The 20172-nt window shown below is 68.9% G+C and carries 19 protein-coding genes; 8 read left to right on the top strand and 11 right to left on the bottom strand.

The features are described 5' to 3' along the window. The first annotated feature begins 139 nt into the window (after positions 1–139). Both ACVWWN_RS26410 and ACVWWN_RS26415 read left to right on the top strand, forming a co-directional pair. Positions 140–1189: an ABC transporter permease gene (locus ACVWWN_RS26410; protein WP_457149295.1), complete on the top strand. Its 1050-nt coding sequence runs from the start codon at positions 140–142 to the stop codon at positions 1187–1189. A gap of 3 nt (positions 1190–1192) precedes the next feature. Then, entirely contained in the window at positions 1193–2185 is a 993-nt protein-coding gene (locus ACVWWN_RS26415) for an ABC transporter ATP-binding protein (protein ID WP_457146484.1), read from the top strand. A gap of 13 nt (positions 2186–2198) precedes the next feature. Here ACVWWN_RS26415 and ribD read toward each other — a convergent pair whose 3' ends face one another. The 7 genes from ribD to ACVWWN_RS26450 are packed head-to-tail and all read right to left on the bottom strand — an operon-like array spanning position 2199 to position 10633. Continuing rightward, on the bottom strand, positions 2199–3200 hold the full coding sequence (gene ribD, locus ACVWWN_RS26420) for a bifunctional diaminohydroxyphosphoribosylaminopyrimidine deaminase/5-amino-6-(5-phosphoribosylamino)uracil reductase RibD (RefSeq protein ID WP_457149296.1): 1002 nt from the start codon (positions 3198–3200) through the stop codon (positions 2199–2201). 5 nt (positions 3201–3205) lie between these two features. Then, on the bottom strand, positions 3206–3883 hold the full coding sequence (gene rpe / locus ACVWWN_RS26425; protein WP_457146485.1) for a ribulose-phosphate 3-epimerase: 678 nt from the start codon (positions 3881–3883) through the stop codon (positions 3206–3208). After that, a complete protein-coding gene (locus ACVWWN_RS26430; protein WP_457146486.1) occupies positions 3868–5271 on the bottom strand; it encodes an RsmB/NOP family class I SAM-dependent RNA methyltransferase in 1404 nt (467 codons plus the stop codon). The genes rpe and ACVWWN_RS26430 overlap by 16 nt, the downstream gene beginning before the upstream one ends. Further along, positions 5268–6197 carry a methionyl-tRNA formyltransferase gene (gene fmt, locus ACVWWN_RS26435; RefSeq protein ID WP_457146487.1) on the bottom strand — a complete coding sequence of 310 codons (930 nt, stop codon included), beginning with the start codon at positions 6195–6197 and terminating at the stop codon, positions 5268–5270. Before fmt ends, ACVWWN_RS26430 begins: the two co-directional genes overlap by 4 nt. Before the next feature lie 19 nt (positions 6198–6216). Next, positions 6217–6753 (bottom strand): LemA family protein, encoded by a 537-nt coding sequence (locus ACVWWN_RS26440; RefSeq protein ID WP_457146488.1) that lies wholly within the window; start codon positions 6751–6753, stop codon positions 6217–6219. After that, the gene (locus tag ACVWWN_RS26445; protein ID WP_457146489.1) at positions 6747–8573 is read right to left on the bottom strand and encodes a DUF2207 domain-containing protein; all 1827 of its coding nucleotides are present in this window, start codon (positions 8571–8573) and stop codon (positions 6747–6749) included. Before ACVWWN_RS26445 ends, ACVWWN_RS26440 begins: the two co-directional genes overlap by 7 nt. Before the next feature lie 59 nt (positions 8574–8632). Further along, positions 8633–10633, bottom strand: coding sequence for a primosomal protein N' (locus ACVWWN_RS26450; protein ID WP_457146490.1), 2001 nt, complete (start codon positions 10631–10633; stop codon positions 8633–8635). A 99-nt stretch (positions 10634–10732) separates the two neighbouring features. On the opposite strand from ACVWWN_RS26450, the gene ACVWWN_RS26455 reads away from it, so the two are divergent. The 6 genes from ACVWWN_RS26455 to ACVWWN_RS26480 all read left to right on the top strand — a co-directional run bounded on the left by ACVWWN_RS26455 (position 10733) and on the right by ACVWWN_RS26480 (position 15723). Next, complete coding sequence (locus ACVWWN_RS26455; protein WP_457146491.1) at positions 10733–11683, top strand: alpha/beta hydrolase; 951 nt, start codon at positions 10733–10735, stop codon at positions 11681–11683. Beyond that, entirely contained in the window at positions 11680–12174 is a 495-nt protein-coding gene (locus tag ACVWWN_RS26460; RefSeq protein ID WP_457146492.1) for an ester cyclase, read from the top strand. Before ACVWWN_RS26455 ends, ACVWWN_RS26460 begins: the two co-directional genes overlap by 4 nt. Then, complete coding sequence (locus tag ACVWWN_RS26465; RefSeq protein WP_457146493.1) at positions 12171–12812, top strand: HD domain-containing protein; 642 nt, start codon at positions 12171–12173, stop codon at positions 12810–12812. Before ACVWWN_RS26460 ends, ACVWWN_RS26465 begins: the two co-directional genes overlap by 4 nt. 17 nt (positions 12813–12829) lie before the next feature. Beyond that, positions 12830–13804, top strand: coding sequence for an alpha/beta hydrolase (locus ACVWWN_RS26470; protein ID WP_457146494.1), 975 nt, complete (start codon positions 12830–12832; stop codon positions 13802–13804). Next, on the top strand, positions 13801–14163 hold the full coding sequence (locus ACVWWN_RS26475; protein ID WP_457146495.1) for a YdeI/OmpD-associated family protein: 363 nt from the start codon (positions 13801–13803) through the stop codon (positions 14161–14163). Before ACVWWN_RS26470 ends, ACVWWN_RS26475 begins: the two co-directional genes overlap by 4 nt. 78 nt (positions 14164–14241) lie before the next feature. After that, positions 14242–15723, top strand: a complete 1482-nt coding sequence (locus tag ACVWWN_RS26480; RefSeq protein WP_457146496.1) for a flavin-containing monooxygenase — start codon at positions 14242–14244, stop codon at positions 15721–15723. A gap of 4 nt (positions 15724–15727) precedes the next feature. Here ACVWWN_RS26480 and ACVWWN_RS26485 read toward each other — a convergent pair whose 3' ends face one another. From ACVWWN_RS26485 to coaBC, 4 genes are all read right to left on the bottom strand, one after another. After that, the gene (locus ACVWWN_RS26485) at positions 15728–16489 is read right to left on the bottom strand and encodes an SDR family NAD(P)-dependent oxidoreductase (RefSeq protein WP_457146497.1); all 762 of its coding nucleotides are present in this window, start codon (positions 16487–16489) and stop codon (positions 15728–15730) included. 27 nt (positions 16490–16516) lie between these two features. Continuing rightward, positions 16517–17530, bottom strand: coding sequence for an acetamidase/formamidase family protein (locus ACVWWN_RS26490; protein WP_457146498.1), 1014 nt, complete (start codon positions 17528–17530; stop codon positions 16517–16519). Between the two features lie 42 nt (positions 17531–17572). Further along, positions 17573–18781 (bottom strand): methionine adenosyltransferase, encoded by a 1209-nt coding sequence (gene metK / locus ACVWWN_RS26495; protein WP_457146499.1) that lies wholly within the window; start codon positions 18779–18781, stop codon positions 17573–17575. A 130-nt stretch (positions 18782–18911) separates the two neighbouring features. Next, positions 18912–20168, bottom strand: coding sequence for a bifunctional phosphopantothenoylcysteine decarboxylase/phosphopantothenate--cysteine ligase CoaBC (gene coaBC / locus ACVWWN_RS26500; protein WP_457146500.1), 1257 nt, complete (start codon positions 20166–20168; stop codon positions 18912–18914). Positions 20169–20172 lie beyond the last annotated feature (4 nt).

Consider the following 20172-nt stretch of genomic DNA (forward strand, 5'->3'; position numbering starts at 1 on the left):
TCGCCGCGCCCGGTGTACATGGGAAACGCAACACCTGAGCAGTCGAAATTCATCGGAACTTCACTGAATGGCAAGGCTATTGCAACCCGGGCCCCCAAACCCGGCCCGAGATCGCGAAGGCGTCGGTAACGTCGCCGACATGCTGATCGCCGCGCTGCGCGACATGCAGTGGCGAAAACGGCGCTTTGTCATCGCGGTCCTGTCGACTGCCATCATCTTCGCGATGACGCTTGTCCTGACCGGGCTCGCCAACGGGTTTCGGGTCGAGGCCGAGAAGACCGTCGACTCGCTCGGCGTCGACGTCTTTCTGGTCAAGGCCGGGGCCTCCGGTCCGTTCGTCGGCGCGACTCCGTTCGCCCCGGTCGAACTGCGACGGGTCGCGGCGATGCCGGGGGTGATTGCCGCGGCTCCGCTCGTCTACGCCGGTGGCACGGTCACCCAGGGCGGCTCGACCCGCAACGCCGACCTGTTCGGCGCTCCTGAGCGTGGCCCCGGCATGCCGCCGGTGTCGCAGGGCCGGGCGGCGTCGACACCCGACGAGGTCGCGGCATCGAGCACACTCGGACGCCAGGTGGGCGACGAAGTCGAAATCGCCTCGCGCACACTGCGTGTCGTCGGCATCGTGGAGAACTCCACGGCGCTGGCCAACCTGCCCAACGTATTCCTCACCACCGAGGGTGCCCAGCAGCTGGTGTACGGAGGCGAGCCGCTCGTCGCGTCCATCGGAATTCGCGGCACGCTCGATCAGGTGCCCGCCGGTTATGAGACGATCGACCGCGCGGGTGCGATCGCCGATCTGCTGCGGCCGTTGAAGGTCGCGGTGAATTCGATCACGATCGTCGCGGTCATGCTGTGGATCGTCGCGGCGCTGGTGGTCGGCTCGGTGATCTATCTGTCCGCGCTCGAGCGGCTGCGGGACTTCGCGGTGTTCAAAGCGATCGGTGTCCCCACCCGCAACATCGCGGCCGGGCTGGCGCTGCAGGCCGTAGTGGTGGCGCTGCTGGCCGCGCTGGTGGGCGCCGTCCTGTCGATGGCGCTCGGGCCGCTGTTCCCGATGCAGGTCATCGTGCCGGTCCAGGCCTACGTCGCGCTGCCGGTGATCGCCGTTCTGATCGGCTTGATCGCCAGTGCCACCGGGCTCCATCGCGCGGTGTCCGTCGATCCCGCACTGGCGTTCGGAGGTCCGTGACCCATGGGCGATCTGTCCATCCAGGATCTGGTGGTCGAGTATTCGAGCGGCGGGTACGCCGTTCGCCCGATCGACGGGCTCAACCTCGACGTGGCCGCGGGCTCATTGGTGATCCTGCTCGGTCCCAGTGGCTGCGGGAAGACGACCCTGCTGTCCTGCCTCGGTGGCATCCTGCGGCCCAGCGGCGGCGCCATCAAGTTCGCAGACGTCGACGTCACCACCCTCGACGCCCACGAACTCGCGCGTTACCGGCGCGAGACGGTCGGCATCGTCTTCCAGGCGTTCAACCTGGTGCCCAGCCTGACCGCACTGGAGAACGTGATGGTGCCGATGAGCGCGGCGGGCATACCGCGACGAGAGGCACGCGAGTGGGCCGAAAAGCTCTTGGAGCGCGTGGGTCTCGCCGATCGGGCGACCCATCGGCCCGGAGATCTCAGCGGCGGGCAGCAGCAGCGGGTCGCGGTCGCCAGGGCGATCGCGCTCGATCCCCCGCTCGTGCTGGCCGACGAGCCGACCGCCCACCTGGACTTCATCCAGGTCGAGGAGGTGCTTCGACTGATCCGTGAGCTCGCCTCGGATGAGCGGATGGTTGTCGTCGCCACCCACGACAGCCGGATACTGCCGCTGGCCGATCGCGTCATCGAGCTCGTGCCGGACTTCGCGTCGACCGACCGGCCGCCCGACACCCTTTCCTTGGCGGCCGGCGACGTGCTCTTCGAGCAGGGCACCATGGGCGATCTGATCTACATCGTCTCCGAGGGTGAACTCGAAATCGTCCGTGAATTGGCAAGCGGCGGTGAGGAACTGCTCAAGGTCGTCACCACGGGTGACTACTTCGGCGAGATCGGCCCCGTGTTCCACATGCCACGGGCTGCCACCGTGCGGGCCCGTACGGAGGCCACCGTCATCGGTTACACCGTGCGCGCCTTCCGGGCACGACTCGGCCTCGGCGGCGTGCGCGACCTCATCAAGCACCGCCGGCTGGACATCGACTGAAGAAGCTCGATGGCTAGGCAGGCACCAGACTGAGCAGTACATCGGGCCCGATCGGCTCGATGCCGTCGAACCGCCAGCGCTGCGCATGAGCGATGCTCAAGACGCCCACATCGTCGACCGCCGCGATCGGGCCGCCCAACAGGATCGGCGCGACGTAGGCCAGGATCCGATCGATGACTCCGGCCCGGAGGAACGCGCCCGCCAGCGTCGGGCCGCCTTCCAGCAGCACATCCGTCCGATCGGACAGCGCCTTGATCACCTCGTGGGGATCATGGGTCCGAATCACCATGGTCCGCGAATCGTCATTCAAAACCCTTGATTCCGAGGATATTTCGCGCTCTCCGACGACGACCCGCAACGGCTGACGGTCGGCCAGGCTGCCGCCGGGGAGGCGCACCGTCAATGCGGGATCGTCGACGAACACCGTGCCGGTGCCGACCACGATCGCTTCCGCCGCGCCCCGGCGGCGGTGCACATCGGCCCGGGCCGTCTCGCTGGTGATCCACTGGCTGGACCCGTCGGCCGCGGCGCTGCGGCCGTCCACGCTGGTGGCGAATTTCCAGGTGACGTGGGGCATACCGGTCCGCTGCTTGTGCAACCACTCCCGCAACGGTCCCCCGGCGACGGCGTCGGTCAGCACGCCGGGGATCACCTCGACACCGGCGTCGGCCAGCCGCGTCGCACCCCCGGCAGCCACCGGGTTCGGGTCCGCGACAGCGTAGGCCACCGCCGAAACACCGGATGCCAGAAGGGCCTCCACGCACGGCGGGGTGCGGCCGTGGTGATTGCACGGCTCCAGGGTGACGACTGCCGCGCCGCCGGTCGCCCGCTCCCCTGCGCGCCGCAGGGCCACCACCTCGGCGTGTGGCCCCCCGGTCGGCTCCGTCGCCCCGACCCCCGCGACGTCACCGTCCCGGTCCAAAATGACAGCTCCGACAGGCGGATTCGGATAGGTACCGCCCTTGACCCGATTGGCCTGCTCAACGGCCAGCCGCATGGCGGCTTCCAGTTTCACCGGATTCATAGGTAAAGGTGTTTGGAGGCTGCGGCAGCCTGCCGGCGCAACTGTTCCACCGCGACAGCGGGATCCTCCGCGCTGTAGACGGCCGAACCCGCGACGAAACAGTCCACACCCGCCGCGGCCGCCTCTTCGATGGTGTCGGCGTTGACCCCGCCGTCGATCTCGACCACGATGCTCAACTCACCGGCATCGACGAGCCTGCGCGCCATCTCGACCTTGGGCAGCACCTCCGAGATGAACTTCTGCCCGCCGAAACCCGGTTCCACCGACATGATCAGCAGCGTGTCGAACTGGGGCAGGATCTCCAGGTACGGCTCCAGGGGTGTGCCGGGTTTGACCGAGAGGCCGGCCTTCGCGCCGGCGGCCCGGATGTCGCGGGCCACCCCGACCGGATTGTCGGTGGCCTCTGCGTGGAAGGTGACGTTGTAGGCCCCGGCCTCGGCGTACGGCGGCGCCCAGCGATCCGGGTCGTCGATCATCAGGTGACAGTCCATCGGGATGTCGGTGACCTTCAGCAGCGATTCCACCACCGGCAGACCGAGGGTCAGGTTCGGCACGAAATGGTTGTCCATCACGTCGACGTGCAGCCAGTCGGCGCCGTCCACCGCGGCGGCTTCGTCGGCCAGCCGGGCAAAGTCGGCGGCCAGGATCGACGGCGCGATCAGGGGCTTGGCCATGGAGGCCACCCTACTTCCAGGGCGGCCGCGAACATCGCATCGGTGCCGTGCCGGTGCGGCCACAGCTGCACGTACGGGCCGTCACCGAGATCCGTGATCGAGCCGAGGCCGGGGTCGAACAGCGGCCGGGTGTCCAGCGCGGTGACCGGATGGCGGCGCAGCGCATCGGCGACGACGCCGACCGTCTCGGCCAGGTGCGGTGAACAGGTCGCGTAGAGCACCACACCGCCCGGCCGGGTGAGCCGGACGGCGGAGGCCAGCAACTCGCGCTGCAGTTTGACCAGCTGCGGCACGTCGCCGGGCTGGCGGCGCCAGCGAGCCTCGGGCCTGCGCCGTAACGCCCCCAGCCCGGTGCAGGGCGCGTCGACGAGCACCCGGTCGAAGCCGGCATCGATTCCGGGCTCGCGGCCGTCGACGCGCAGCACCTCGACCGGCAGGCCGCGGGTGTTCTCCTCCACCATGTCGGCGCGCCGGGCGGTCGGCTCGATCGCGGTGACGCGGGCGTCCTCGCCGGCCAGAGCGGCGATCATCGCGGTCTTACCCCCGGGTCCGGCGCACAGGTCGAGCCAGCGGCCCCGGTCGCCGTCCACGTCGGCCAGGGTCAGCGCCCGGGCCACCAGCTGGCTGCCCTCGTCCTGCACGAGCGCCCGCCCGTCACGCACCGGGTCAAGGCCGCCGGGATCACCGCCGGGCAAGTAGACCGCGAACGGTGAATACCGGCCGACCTCGCCGCCCACCTCGCGGGCCAGGTCCTCGGCGGTCAGCATCCCCGGCCGGGCGGCCAGGTGCACCAGCGGGCGGTCGTCGTCGATGGCCAGTAGCGCATCCAGTTCACCGGCGTCGGCGCCGAGCGCATCGGCGAACGCCTGGGCGATCCAGCGGGGGTGGGCGTGCACGAACGCGGCGTGCCCAACCGGGTCGGTGCCGGCGGGCGGGGCGAGCTCGTCGACCCATGACTGTTCATCGCGGCCGGCGATCTTGCGCAGCACACCGTTGACGAAACCGGCTCGTGCGGAGTCGAATTCGATTCCGGCTTGCTCCACCGTGGTGGACACCGCAGCGTGCGGTTCGACGCGGGTGCGCAGCAGCTGGTAGGCGCCGAGGCGGAGCAGGTCGAGCAGCACGGGGTCGATGCGATCGGTGGGGCGACCCGCGACATGGGCGATGATCGCGTCGAGCAGGCCCCGTGAGCGGCAGGTGCCGTAGGTGAGCTCGGTGGCGAATGCGGCGTCGCGGCCGCTGATTCCCCGCTCACGCAGCAGCGCAGGCAGTGCCAGGTTGGCGTAGGCGTCGCGCTCGGACACCGCGCAAAGCACCTCGAATGCCGCCCGGCGGGCCGGGTCGAGCGGTTTGCGCCGCGGCGGTCGCCTGTGGGAAGGCCGCGTCACTGGGCCCGCGCGGATTCGTCGAGCCGGGCGCCGCGCGCCCAGTCGGAGGCGTTCATCGGCTTCTTGCCCGGCGGCTGGATCGTGCCGAGCAGCACGGGTGTCGATCCGGTGCCGATGTGCACGCCGTCGCGGTCGGCCCGAACGGCGCCGGGGGCCAGGCCATTCGAGTTGTCTGCCAGGGTCACCGGGCCCAGCTTGACCCTCAACTCACCGATCATCGTCCACGCCCCCGGATTCGGCGTGACGGCCCTGATCCGCCGATCGACGACGTGCGCGGGCAACTCCCACCGCACCCGCGCCTCGTCGACGGTGATCTTCGGCGCGATCGTGATGCCCTCTGTGGGTTGGGGCACCGGAGCCAGTGTCCTGTCGGCGATGCCGTCGAGCGTCGTCTCGAGCAGGGCGGCGCCCGAGATCGACAGCCGCTCGAGCAGGTCCCCCGCGGTGTCGGTGGGGCGGACCGTCTCGGTCACCACGCCGTAGACGGGGCCCGAGTCCAGCGCCGGTTCGATCTGAAACGTCGTCGCGCCGGTGACGCCGTCACCCGCGGCGATCGCCGCCTGAACGGGCGCCGCGCCGCGCCAGGCGGGCAACAGCGAGAAGTGCAGGTTGACCCAGCCGTCTTCGGGCACGGCCAGCAGCCGCTCGGAGAGCAGCGCACCGTAGGCCACTACCGCACAGGCCTGCGGGGCCAGGTCGGCGAGTTCGGCGATGAACTCATCCGAGTTGGGGCGCGAGGGCCGAAGTATCGGGATGTCATGGTCGAGTGCCAGCCGGGCCACCGGTGACGGCGTGGGCTTTCCCCGGCGCCCCGAGACGGCATCGGGGCGGGTCAGCACGGCAATCACGTCGTGGCGTGGCGATTCGATGAGCCGGCGCAGCGAGGGCAGCGCGGGTACCGGGGTGCCGGCGAAGACGAGACGCACCGCAACAGTCTAGGAACGGCTAGCGCGGCGTCTGGTAGTACTCCCGTTCCGGCACCCCGGCCAGCGGGGCGACGAACATCCACGGGATCGTGCTGAGCAGCCGGTTCACTGTGGCCACCGCGTCGTTGTAGTACTGACGGGCGAACGCCAGCTTGTTCTCCGTGTCGGCGAGGTTGTCCTGTAGGTTCAGGAAGTTGTTCGACGAATTGAGCTGCGGGTAGCTCGCGCCCAGCGCCAGCAGCGGGGCCAGCGCGCTGTCCAGGTCCTTCTCGGCGGCGCTGCGCTGTGCGACCGATTTCCCCGCCGTGGCCGAGGTCAGCGCGGCACGGGCATTCGTGGCGTGGTCCAGGATGCCCTTCTCGTGCACGGCGAACGTCTGCACGGTCTGCACCAGACTCGGGATGAGCGAGGCCCGCCGGGTGAGCTCCACATCGATGCCGGACAGTGCCTCGGCCACGCGGACGTCGGCCGCACGGAGCTTGTTGTAGCCCAGCACGAAACCGATCAGGACCAGCACCGCGAGCACCAGCACCAGGATCAGTACGAATCTCACCATGAGCCGCCTCCCCCGCCGCCGCCACCGCCACCGCCACCACCGCTGAATCCGCCGCCGCCACCGCTGCTTCCGCCGGACGACGATGACGACTGGGATGCGGTGTACGCGCCGATCGACGACGACAACGCCGAATCGAAACTGTCGAAATCGCCGAAACTGCCTCCGGTGGAGCCACCGTGTAAGCCCGACCCGGTGCTCGACGACGAGTTGTACCAATCCGGTTGTGGCGCGGGCGCACCCACCGAGGTCTCGTACTTCTTCGCCCATAGCGCCGCGGCGCCCGCGGCCACCGCGAACGGGACGTAGGCGGTGTAGAGATCCTTACGGGCCGAGAAGTCGAAGCGGGTCTCGGCCGAGTCGGTGGCCAGCATGCGGTGGAAACCGCCTGCCCGCGACCAGAGTTCGCGTCCCGCCTCGGTGCGGCGGGTGCCTACCCCGGCGCCCCAGCCCCGCACCGAGAACACGAAGAACGCGGCGAACGGCAGCGCCCACATGGTGGTCGGGAAGCCCCAGCGGAAGAACGCGCACGTCATCAGAATGAATGCGACCGCGTTGGCGCTGCGCACCCACAACTCTTTCTTCCGCTTGACCATCAGCCCGTCGTCGAAGGCCCACTTCTGGACCGACTTGGCCATATCGGTCTTGGCCTTGCTGAGCTTCTGGCCCGCGTTCACGGTGTGCTTGGCCTCGAACTCCGCACCGGACGTCATCACCTTGAGCGCCGACCCGACGGCGACACCGACCGGATCGACGTCAGCCCACGCGCTGCGCGGGGCGATGCCGCCGATGTTCCACTGCTTGTCGTTGACCTGCCGCAACTCGATCAACCCGCGCTCGGCCAGATAGAACAGGGTCGCCGACAGACCGTCCTTGGGCACCGCCTCGGTGCGGATGTACTCCATCTGCACCGGCCCGAGACCCTCCGGCGGTCCGTACTGCAGCGGGAAGCCCGGCGCTGGTTCGACGGTGGTGCGGTACCACAGATACGCACCCAACCCCAGCGCCACCGCCAGGGCGGCGACCCACAACGCCCCCGTCAACGACTGCCCGAGGATGCGGTCCCACGTGTAGGGCCAGGGCAGGCTGATGCGCTGCGGGGTGGGCACGTCGACACCGGCGCGCACCGTCACGGGTGTGCGCGGCGCCAGGTTGGCCGCCGAGATCTGGATGCCGTTGCCGGTCACGGTCACCGTGGTGCAGGACCGGCCGACCCCGTAACCGACCGAGCACTGGACCCGCCCGACGTCGGCGGGCAGCGCTATGGAGATCTCCGCGCGGGTGATCCGGTTGTTCCACGACGGGGCGATGACATTCCAGAAGAACACCGACGGTGATGCCGAGTCGACGCCGGTCGTTCCGGCGAACACCCTGTTCGCGCCGGTGGTTCCGGGGTCGAGCACCCCCGGGACCGTGTAGCGGATCTCGAAAACGTGTGTGCCGTAGTCCAGGTACTGGTCGGGATCGCCGATCTTGGCGACGCGGAACCGTTCGCCGTCCTCCCACTGCATTTGATACGGGATCCACCGCCCGTCGAGCAGGATCGACGTGATCTCGGGCTTCTGCCGGACCCGCGGACTGTTCTGGTTGGCGACATCCCAGTAGCGGAACAGGCCGTGCCGTCCGCTCGGGAATTCGGCGGTGATGGTCTCCACCGCACTCATCTCCCCGGCGCTGTTGACGGCGAACTCCGCCGTGTAGTTGCTGAACACCACCGGATCATCGACGTCGGAGGCATCCGATCCACCCGTGAACACCAGCGGCCACAGCAAGCCAAACATGATGAGCGCCAACGGGATAAGCCCTTTCAACACCCGTCGCATGCCCACCTCCTGCCTGGTTCATGCCTTGGCGAATGGCCTGGTGAAGTGTCTTTCCGGGATCACCCTATGTGCAATGGGTCGATTTGCACACGAACCGGGACATGATCGTGGCGCGCGCTGAGCGCGGCCGTGGCCCTCCTGAGCGCGGCCGCCAGAGCCAGACCGCCGTCGCGCGGGACCCGGACCAGCATCCGACTGACCGGCTGTCCGGCCGGTGTCCCCGGAGGTCGGCGTGCACCGGCAGGCAGATCCACGGGCCCCAACAGCTGCGCCGTATCGGGCATCTCGGCGGTGTCGAGAAGGGCCCGCACCGCCGGGGGTTCCCCGTCGACGGCGGCGATGTGGGCGGCAGGCGGGAGTCCGACCTCGGCGCGGGAATCGAATTCGGCGTCGGCGTGTCCGACTGGATCCCAGCGGACCAGGGCCTGAACGGTGGGTATCGACGCCTCGGCGACCACGGCGACCGCACCGCCGTCGGCGCGGCCGCGCACCATCGCAGTGGCCGCCATCCAGCGTCGCAGCGCGTCCTCGGCCGCCCTCAGGTCCTGGCGGCCGAGCAGCGCCCAACCGTCGAGCAGCAGGGCCGCGCCGTAGCCCCCCTCGGCGGCAGGCTCGGCACCGGGAGTCGCCACGACGAGAGCGGGCCCGCTCGGGACGATAGACACCATCGCATCGCCGCCCGAGGTGATCACCGTCGTGCCGGGAAACGCCCGTCCGAGTTCCTCGGCGGTGCGGCGGGCGCCCACGACGACGGCCCGCACAGAATCGGATCCGCAACGCGCACAACGCAATACGGGCTCTTCACGGCCACACCACCGGCACACTGCCCCGGCCGCATCCCGGTCCGGCAGGGACAGCGGGCCCGTGCAGTGCCTGCAGCGAGCGATGGTCCGGCATCGTGCGCACGCCAACGCGGGCACATAACCCCGCCGTGGCACCTGCACGAGCACCGGCAGGCCGGCCTCCAACGCGGTGCGTGCGGCCCGCAACGCCACCGACGGCAGCCGGGCGGTGCGTGCGGCGGGATCCCGCTCCTGCTCGAAACCACTGTCGTCGAGGGCGATGACTCGCGGCGACGCGGCGCGAACGACAGGACGCGGCGCGACGAGGTCGTGGGCCCATCGGCTGCGCACGAGCGCCTGGGCCTCGGCGGTGCGGGCGTAGCCGCCGATCAGCGCCGCACACCGCAGCTGGTGGGCGCGCAGCATCGCCACCTCCCGGGCGTGCGGGTACGGCGCGCGCGGTTCGGCGAGCGTGTCGTCGCCGTCGTCCCACACCATCACCAGGCCGAGGTCGGCGACGGGCGCGAACACCGCGCTGCGGGTGCCGATGACGAAGCGGGCGGTGCCCCGCAGCACGGACAGCCAGCGGCGGTAGCGCTGGGCGGGCCCGAGACCGGCGGACAGCGCGACGACTCGGGACTCATCGACATGCCGAACCGCGGCACCATGCAGCGTGTCCACATCGCGCTGATCCGGCACGATGGCCAGCACTCCGCGCCCGGCGGTGACCGTGACGGCCGCGGCCTCGGCCAGTCGGTCGGCCCACCGCTCACCCGGCAGGGCCTGCCAGACGGCGCGAGCGGCACGGCCATCCTGCAGTGCCGTCAGGAACTGCTCGCCCCGTCCGTAGGAGGCCCAGCCGGCGGGGTCGACGGGTGTCACCACCGGAGGCGCCGTCTCGGCGACGGGTTGCTTCTCGACGTTGGCGTGTCGCGGCGGGATGGCCATCCGCAGCACGTCGGCGCGGGTGCCCGCATAACGCGCGGCGACGGCATCGGTCAGCCGCCGCACGTCGGGCGTGAGCACCGGCTCGGCGGACACCACCCGGTCCAGCCATCCGAGTTTACCGACATGGTCTGTGTCCGAACGTCTCTCGAGGACGAACGCGTCCACCAGCCGACCGTGGAACCGGACCCGCACCCGCACCCCGGGCTGCGCGTCGTCGGATTGCTCGGCCGACACCAGGTAGTCGAATTCGCGGTCAAGATGCGGCACCGACAACATCGGCAGCACGCGTGCGATCGGCTCGTGCTCAGCCTGCTGCCGGGTGGTGGTCACGCAGCAGGTGTAGCAGACGGCACAGACGAGCGACCGAAGAAGAGCCCGGACGTGAACAGCAGCAGGCCGCCGGTGCGGCGGTGTGCGTACGGTGTCCCCATGTCCGATGCGGAGGAGAAGCCGGCTGTCGACACCATCCTGCTGAAGGTACTGGAGGCCGTTCCCTTTCAATTGACGACCGACGGAGGCGTCGAAGCCGCGCGGCAGCGGTTCAAGGAGCTTCCCCGCAAGCCGATCCACCCCGGGCTGCGGGTCGAGAACCACTCCGTCGCCGGACCGGCCGGCGCCATCCCGATCCGGGTGTACTGGCCACCGACGGACGGCGGCGTCACCCCGCCGGTGGTCGTGTTCATCCACGGCGGCGGATGGTCGATCGGCGACCTGGACACGTACGACGCCACCGCGCGGATCCACGCGGTGGGAGCGGGCGCGGTGGTGGTGTCGGTGGACTACCGACTGGCACCCGAGCATCCCTACCCGGCCGCCGTTCACGATGCCTGGGCCGCAACACAATGGGTGGCCGACCACGCGGGCGAGTTCGGCGCAGACCCGACACGGCTGGCCGTCGCGGGCGATTCGGCGGGCGGAAATCTGGCCGCGGTGGTGGCTCAGCTGGCACGTGATGCCGACGGACCGCCGATCCGGTTCCAGCTGTTGTGGTACCCGTCGACAACCTTCGACACCTCGCTGCCCTCGTTCACGGAGAACGCGCATGCCCCGGTGCTCGACCTCGCCGGCGCCAAGGCCCACACCCGGTGGTATGTCGGCGGTTTGGACCTCGCCGAAATCCCGTCGACGCTCGCGCCGGCCCGAGCGAAGGACCTGTCGGGTCTGGCGCCTGCCTATATCGCCGTCGCGGGACACGACCCGCTGCGCGATGACGGCGCGCGCTACGCCGACCTCTTGGCGGCGGCGGGGGTACCGGTGGAACTCGACAACGCCGGCAGCCTCGTGCAAGGCTTCCTCGGTTACGCCGGTGTGGTGCCCGCAGCGACCGAGGCAACCGACCGGGGGCTGCTGGCGCTGCGTAACGCATTGGAGAACAGGTGAACACCCCAGATTCGGTGGGCGTCGTACACGCGTTCTGGGACGAGGTGTGGAACGCCCACGACCCGGAGGCGGCCGACAGATTCGTGGTCGACGACGTCGTCATCGTGTCCGGCGGCGAAACCATTTCCGGCCGCGCCAACTTCAAGCGCTGGATCGCCGGATTTCTCGCGCACGTGGACGGCCTGCATCTCGAAGTGCTCGAGTCGTTTCAGAACGCGGACGGCAGCCGGGTGGCATCGCGATGGCTGCTGACCGGCAAGAACAACGGCGTCCTCGGCACCGAACCCGACCGGCAGGACATCGCGATGACCGGCACCGCCGTGTGGGCGGTTCGCGAGGACGGCAAACTGCTGACCAACTGGGTCGAGCGAGCCTCGTGGGAACAGTTTCAACGCCTGCGCGGCGACGGCGGGGGTGTCGCTTTCTGTGGGATAGACGGCAGGACCGACAGGGCCGGTCGTGGGCCCGACCGACCCACACTGAGGTCATGACAACACAGACCATCGGCGGTATCACAATTCCCGACACGGCACTCGTACGCGACGTCACCGACTACATCCGGGATGTCGAGGACGATCTGCTCTTCAACCACTCCCGGCGCGTCTTCCTGTTCGGCGCGCTGCAGGGCGAACGCCGGGGCATCGACCCCGACCTCGAACTGCTCTATGTCGGGGCGATGTTCCACGACATCGGCCTGACGCCGCTCTACCGCGATTCCATGCTGCGATTCGAGGTCGACGGCGCCAACGCGGCCGACAGGTTCCTGCGCGAACGCGGATACGACGACGCCACGGTGCGCAAGGTGTGGCTGTCCATTGCGTTGCACACCACACCGGGGGTGCCCGAGTTCCTGGACCCGGAGATCGCGCTCGTCACCGCGGGCGTGGAGACCGACGTCCTCGGCATCGGCCGCGACGACCTGTCCGAGGAGGCGCTCGAGGCCGTCACCGCAGCCCATCCCCGGCCCGATTTCAAGCGTCGTATCCTTCGCGCCTTCACCGACGGCAACGTGCACCGTCCGCACAGCACGTTCGGCAACGTCAATGCCGATGTGCTGGCGCACTACGACCCCGAATTCGTCCGGGAAGACTTCGTCGAGATCATCCTGAAGAACAACTGGTCGGAGTAGAGCGCTACCGTGTGGCCATGGCCGCGGAACCATCGACCACACGCCCCGGTATCGATCCGGCGATGAAGGCGGCCGTCGACGCATTCCCGTTGCATTTCACGATCGAGGACGGCGTCGACTACGCCCGGGAGCAGCTCCGGTCCCTGCGGCCGCCGCCGGAAACCCTGCCCGCCATGCGAATCGAGGAACGGACCGTCGGTTACGGTGACGTGACCGACGTTCCCGTCCGGATCTACTGGCCGCCCATCGAACAGCACGAGAACCTGCCGGTAGTCGTCTTCTACCATGGCGGCGGCTGGGCGGTCGGCGACCTGGACACCCACGATGCGGCGGCCAGGGACCACGCGCTCGGCACGGAGGCGATCGTGGTGTCGGTGGATTACCGGCTGGCACCCGAACATCCGTTCCCCGCCGGCATCGACGACGCCTGGGCGGCACTGCGCTGGGTCGGTGAGCACGCCGCAGAACTCGGCGGCGACCCCGCCCGCATCGCCGTCGCCGGCGACTCCGCGGGCGGCAACATCTCCGCGGTGATGGCGCAGCTCGCGCGCGACAACGGCGGACCGCCGCTGGTCTTCCAGCTGCTGTGGTACCCGCCCACGACATCTGATCCGACGCTTCCGTCGATGATCGAGAACGCCGACGCCCCGATCCTGGACTCCGCCACCATCGCCGCGTTCCTCCAGTGGTATCTGCCCGAGGGCACCGAAGTCGGCGATCCGGCCACGCTGCCCGCGACGCTGGCGCCCGCCAACGCGGTGGACCTGTCCGACCTTCCGCCCGCGTACATCGCCACGGCCGAACACGATCCGCTCCGCGACGACGGGGCGCGCTACGCCGAACTGCTCAGCACCGCGGGGGTTCCCGTTGAGTTGCACAACTCGCCGACGTTGGTGCATGGATTTGTCCGCTTCACTCGTGCCGTGCCCGCCGCGGCCGAGGCCGCCGGGCGGGGATTCGCGGCACTGAGAGCCGCGCTGCACAGCGAATGACCGAACGCGAGGTGCTCGATGCCCGCACGACTCGGGAATGGGAGGACTGGCTCGAGCGTAATCACTCGACGACGCCGGAAATCTGGTTGCGGCTCTTCAACAAGAACGCGCCGGAGTCCGGGATGTCGTACACGGAAGCGGTCGAGATCGCGCTGTGCTTCGGATGGATCGACAGTTTGGCGCGCGGCTACGACGAGGTGTCCCGAATCCAGCGGTTCAGCCCCCGGCGCGCGCGCAGCGCATGGTCGAAGTCCAATGTCGAGCGGGTGACGCGGTTGATCGATGCCGGGCGGATGCGCGAACCCGGCCAGCGGGAGATCGATGCCGCCAAGGCCGACGGACGCTGGCCGACGCATTAGCCGCATCGTCCGCCCAAGCGCCCCGGCGGACCTGCCACCTGTGCCACGATCATCGCGTAGTACAGGGAAGGAAGCACCATGACGGCACCACGGTACGAGACGGTGATCGTCGGCGCCGGCTTCTCCGGCATCGGCACCGCCATCAACCTGGACAAGGCCGGAATCGACAACTACGTGGTGATCGAAGCCGGCAGCGGCCCCGGAGGCACCTGGTACTGGAACACGTATCCCGGTATCGCCGTTGACATCCCGTCGTTCTCCTATCAATTCTCGTTCGAGCAGAGCGCCAACTGGTCGCGCACCTATGCGCCGGGCGGCGAGCTGAAGGCCTACGCGGAGCACTGTGTCGACAAATACGGACTGCGGCGCAAGATCCGGTTCGACACCAAGGTGCTGGGCGCCGAGTTCGACGAGCGGGCCGACCTGTGGCGGATCCGGATCGACCCCGGCGAGGTCGTCACGGCCCGATTCCTGGTCAACGCGGGTGGCGTGCTGATCACGCCGAAGCTGCCGGACATCGACGGTGTCGACTCGTTCGCCGGCCTGACCATGCACACCGCGCGCTGGGATCACGACCAGGATCTGACCGGCAAGCGCGTCGCCGTGATCGGCACCGGCGCCTCGGCGGTGCAGGTGATTCCCGAGATCGCGCCGGTCGTCGAGCACCTCACCGTCTTTCAGCGCACACCGATCTGGTGCTTTCCCAAGTTCGACGTGCCCCTGCCCGCCGCCGCCCGCCGCGCCATGCGGCTGCCCGGCGGCAAGACCGTGCAGCGATGGCTCAGCCAGGCCTACGTGGAGCTGACGTTTCCGCTTGCCGCCCAGTACTTCACCGTGAACCCGATGGCCAAGCGGATGTCGGACGCCGGCAGGGCCTACCTGCGCAAGCAGGTCGACGATCCCGAGGTGCGCAACAAGCTGACGCCCCGCTACGCCGTCGGCTGCAAGCGCCCGGGCTTCCACAACACCTACCTGTCCACGTTCAACCGCGACGACGTCGATCTCGTCACCGAGCCGATCGACAAGATCACGGGTTCGGGGGTGGCGACGACCGACGGCCGCAGCCACGACGCCGACGTGCTGATCCTGGCGACCGGGTTCAAGGTGATGGATGCCGACGACGTCCTGACGTACCCGGTGAGCGGACCGGGCGGCCGCTCGTTGAGCCGCTATTGGGACGAGCGGCGCCTGCAGGCCTACGAGGGCGTCAGCGTTCCCGGGTTCCCGAACTTCTTCACCGTCTTCGGACCGTACGGGTACGTCGGGTCGTCGTACTTCGCGCTCATCGAAGCGCAGTCACACCACATCGTCCGCTGTCTCACCCAGGCCCGGCGACGCGGCGCCCGGCGGGTCGAGGTGAGCCAGGAGGCCAATGACCGCTACTTCGCGGAGATGATGCGCAAACGGCACCGGCAGATCTTCTGGCAGGACAGCTGCCAACTGGCCAACAGCTACTACTTCGACAAGCACGGCGATGTGCCCCTGCGGCCCGCCAGCACGATCGAGGCGTACTGGCGCAGCCGCCGTTTCCCGTTGGCCGACTATCGGTTCGGCGCATAGCCGATCAGAATTGCACGCCGCGCGTCAGCGCGCCGTCGACTACGAGGTTTGTGCCGGTGATGAAGCTGGCCGCCGAACTGCTGAGGAAGACCACGGCGTTGGCGATCTCTTTGGGCGTCGCCATCCGGCCGGTGGGGTTGAGTTCGAGTGCCGTCCGGAACAGCTCGGGATCGTTCTCCTCGATCGACGTCCACACCCCGCCGGGGAAATAGGTGTTGCCCGGGCTGACCGTGTTCGCCCGCACGCCCTTGCCCGCCAGCTTGTAGGCCAGACCCTGGGTGTAGTGAATGATCGCGCCCTTCATCGTGCCGTAGGGCCCCGAGGCGAAGTCGATCTCGCGGCCGGACACGCTGGAGATCGTGACGATCGAGCCCGCGCCGCTGTCCAGCAGGTGGGGCAGCGCCGCGTCGACGAGGCCGACCGTGCCCATCAGGTCGACGTTGAAACTCGTCTGCCAGTTGTCCGGGTTGTCCGGAATGGCCAGCGCGCTGACGTTGGCCACCACTCCGTCGACGCCGCCGAGCGCTCGTGCGCTGGCGTCGACCCAGTCCGCCAGCGCCGCACCGTCTCCCACATCAACGGCGGTACCAATCACGGTGGCGCCGCCGGCGCTCAGCTCCGATTGGGTGGTGGCGACGGCATCCGGCGTGCGGGCGCAGTACGCGACAGCCGCCTTCTCGGCCAGCAGCCCGTCGACCACCGCGCGCCCGATGCCACGGGTGCCACCGGTGACGAGAAACCGCTTGCCGTCCAGTCCCAGCTCCATGTCCCTGCCCGCCCCGTTCGTGTCCAGTCAGTAGGAGATCGTTCCCAAAGAACGTGTGACGCTGCGTATTTCGTCATGAACCCCACCGTAGACCCGAGCCGGCGGGAGCAGCCTCTTGTCGATCTTGGTGACTGCACTGTAGTTGGTGTCGACGACGTTGGCGATCGGGACCTGCGAGATCTGGGTCAGCAACTGGTAGGCGTCGAGGCGGTCGAGGCCGTACAACTCCCCCAGCCAGCCAATCATCTCGACCTGGCTGGCCCGCCACGCCTCCTCCAGCGGCCGACCGGAACCGATGCACATCAGGTGGGTGTCGGTCTCGATCCTCGGCCACGCCGGCCCGCCACCCTTGATCAGCTCGACGATCGCGGTGACGTTCATGGCGCCTTCGACCGCCGTACCGCACGATTCGCCCTCGCCCTGCCGGTAGTGGCCGTCACCGAGCGAGAACAGCGCCCCGTCGACGTTCACCCGCAGATAACACGTTGCACCGGCGGTCATTTCGGGCGTGTCCATGTTTCCGCCGAAATAGTCCGGTACCAGCGAGGTACGGACTTCGCGACGCGCCGGGGCCAGGCCGACGGTGCCGAGCATCGGATTGGCGGGCAGCCGCACCTGGAAATCGGAGCCGAGCGCCGAGAAGCCCAGCGTGTGCGTGCCGGCGTCGAAGTCGTAGATGTAGGTGCGCTCCGGCAGCGGATCCTGCAACGTCGGGCTGACCGGGATGCTCGTGAGCCCGCCGAAGAACGGGATCAGCGTCGAGGCACCCCAGGTTCGCGCCGGTGTCAGGTCGACCAGGTGGACCGCAAGCGTGTCCCCGGGTTCGGCACCCTCGATGAAGAACGGCCCGGTCTGCGGGTTGAGATCCTCGGTGTTCAGGGCCGTCGTAGCCACGTCGTCGCGGCTGGTGATCCGTCCGCCGTACGCATCCTCGGTCCACAGCGTCAACACCGTTCCCGGCCGGATCCGCATCACCGGTTCGGCGCCCCCGAAGGTGTAGTTCAGCTGATCGACGGTCGGCACAAAAGTCACGTGGTCCATGCGCATCATCCTGCTGGACCCCGCCGTCGGGCGCGAGCGAACCTACACGGAAGCCTTGAGCTCCTCGACCTTGTTCAGCTGCTCCCACGGCAAGTCGACGTCGGTCCGCCCGAAGTGACCGTAGGCAGCGGTCTGCGCGTAGATCGGCCGCAGCAGGTCGAGGTCCCGGATGATCGCACCGGGCCGCAGGTCGAACACCGACGTGATCGCCTTTTCGATGCGGGCCGGGTCGACGGACTCGGAGCCGAACGTCTCGACGAACAGGCCGACCGGGGCCGCCTTGCCGATCGCGTAGGCGACCTGCACCTCGACCCGCTCGGCCAGGCCCGCCGCGACCACATTCTTGGCCACCCAGCGCATGGCGTAGGCAGCGGACCGGTCGACCTTGGACGGATCCTTGCCGGAGAAGGCGCCGCCGCCGTGGCGGGCCCAGCCGCCGTAGGTGTCGACGATGATCTTGCGCCCGGTCAGGCCGGCGTCGCCCATCGGGCCGCCGAGGACGAACTTGCCGGTCGGGTTGACCAGCAGCCGGAAGTCGGAAGTGTCCATGGTGTCGTGCGACAGATCGGCCAGCACGGTGTTGACGACCTTCTCACGGATGTCCGGAGTCAGCGTGCCCTCCAGGTCCACGCCCGCGGCATGCTGAGTGGACAGCACGACGGTGTCGAGCCGCACCGGGGTGGTGCCGTCGTACTGGACGGTCACCTGCGTCTTGCCGTCGGGGCGCAGGTACTCCAGCACCCCGCTCTTGCGGACCTCGGTGAGCCGGCGCGCGAGGCGGTGCGCCAGGGCGATGGGCAACGGCATCAGTTCCGGGGTGTCCTTGATGGCGTAGCCGAACATCAGGCCCTGGTCGCCCGCTCCCTGCGAATCCAGCGGATCGCCCGCGCCCTCGACGCGGGTCTCGTGGGCGGTGTCGACGCCCTGGGCGATGTCGGGCGACTGCGCGCCGATGCCGATGTTGACACCCGCGGTGAGACCGTCGAAGCCCTTCTCCGACGAGTCGTAGCCGATCTCGAGGATGCGCGCGCGGACCGTGTTGGTGATGTCCGCGAAGGCCTCCTTGGCCGTGGTCGTGACCTCACCGACGACGTGCACCTGACCGGTGGTCACCAGGGTCTCCACCGCAACGCGCGACTTGGGATCCTGTGTGAGCAATGCGTCGAGCACCGAGTCGCTGATGGCGTCACAGATCTTGTCGGGGTGGCCCTCGGTTACCGACTCACTGGTAAACAGCCGAGCATCACTCACGGTGGTGGTCCTTCCGCTCAAGTCCTCTTGAGGTCGTTAGCTAATCAAATTATATCTCTGCCCTGGTGCACCCGAGCGCGCGCGTGCCTCGCGCAGCCCTTGAGCGCAGCCTGATGCCCTACCTGGCCGGTTACCCGTCGCTGTGGTGCAGGAAGGCCGCGATCGCGTCCACAATACGGCTGGCCATCAGAGTCTTCGAGCCGTGCTCCAATGCCGATTCGGTTCCATCCGATGCAAGCAGCCATCCGTCATTGTTGTCGACTTCGAACGCCCGATTCTCGCCGACGGCATTGACGACGAGCAAATCGCAGCCCTTGCGCTGCAATTTGGCGCGAGCATGGAAGAGGACATCACCGTTCGCGTCGCCGGTCTCGGCAGCGAAGCCGACAATGGCGCGCATGTTCGGCAGTTGACCGTCGGACCTGGCACGTACGGTGCCGGCGAGGACGTCATCGGTGCGGGCGAGTTCGATCACCGGCGCTGCGGCGCTGGGATCGCTGGACTTCTTGATCTTGCTGGTCTGCACCTGGGTCGGCCGGAAGTCGGCGACCGCGGCGGCCATCACGAGCACGTGCGCGTCCGGCGCATGCTTGGAGACAGCGTCGCGCAGCTGGCCGGCCGAGCCGATGTGCTCGACAGCCACACCGGCCGGATCGATCAGGCCGGCGGTGTTGCCCGCGATCAGCGTGACGTCGGCACCGCGCTGGGCCATCACCCGCGCCATCGCGTAGCCCTGTTTACCTGAACTGCGGTTACCGATGAACCGGACCGGGTCGATCGGTTCCCGGGTCCCGCCCGCAGTCACCAGCACCTTGACGCCGGCCAGGTCGTAGGGCAGCGCATCGCCGCGGGCCAGCAGAAGCTGCGCGAGCGTGGTGATCTCCTCGGCCTCGGGTAGCCGGCCCGCCCCGGTGTCGGCGCCGGTGAGTCGGCCCGACGCGGGTTCGAGAACTATTGCGCCCCTTGCCCGCAACGTCGCGACATTTTCGACGGTCGCGGGGTGGTACCACATCTCCGTGTGCATGGCCGGCGCGAACAGGACCGGGCATCGGGCGGTCAGCAGCGTCGCGGTCAGCAGATCGTCGGCGCGGCCGGCGACGGCACGGGCCAGCAGGTCGGCGGTGGCGGGCGCGACCACGACGAGGTCGGCCTCCTGGCCGATCCGGACATGCGGCACCTGGTGCACCTCGTCCCAGACACCGGTGTGCACCGGGTTGCTGGAGAGCGCTTCAAAGGTTGCCGCACCGACGAATCGCAGTGCGGACTCGGTCGGTACGACGCGGACGGAGTGACCGGCCTCGGCGAGCTGTCGGACGACCGTCGCCGCCTTGTAGGCGGCGATGCCGCCGGCGACGCCGACGATGATCCGCTTGCGGTCCGTGCTCACGGCG

It is taken from the genome of Mycobacterium sp. URHB0021 (genome assembly GCF_054057895.1).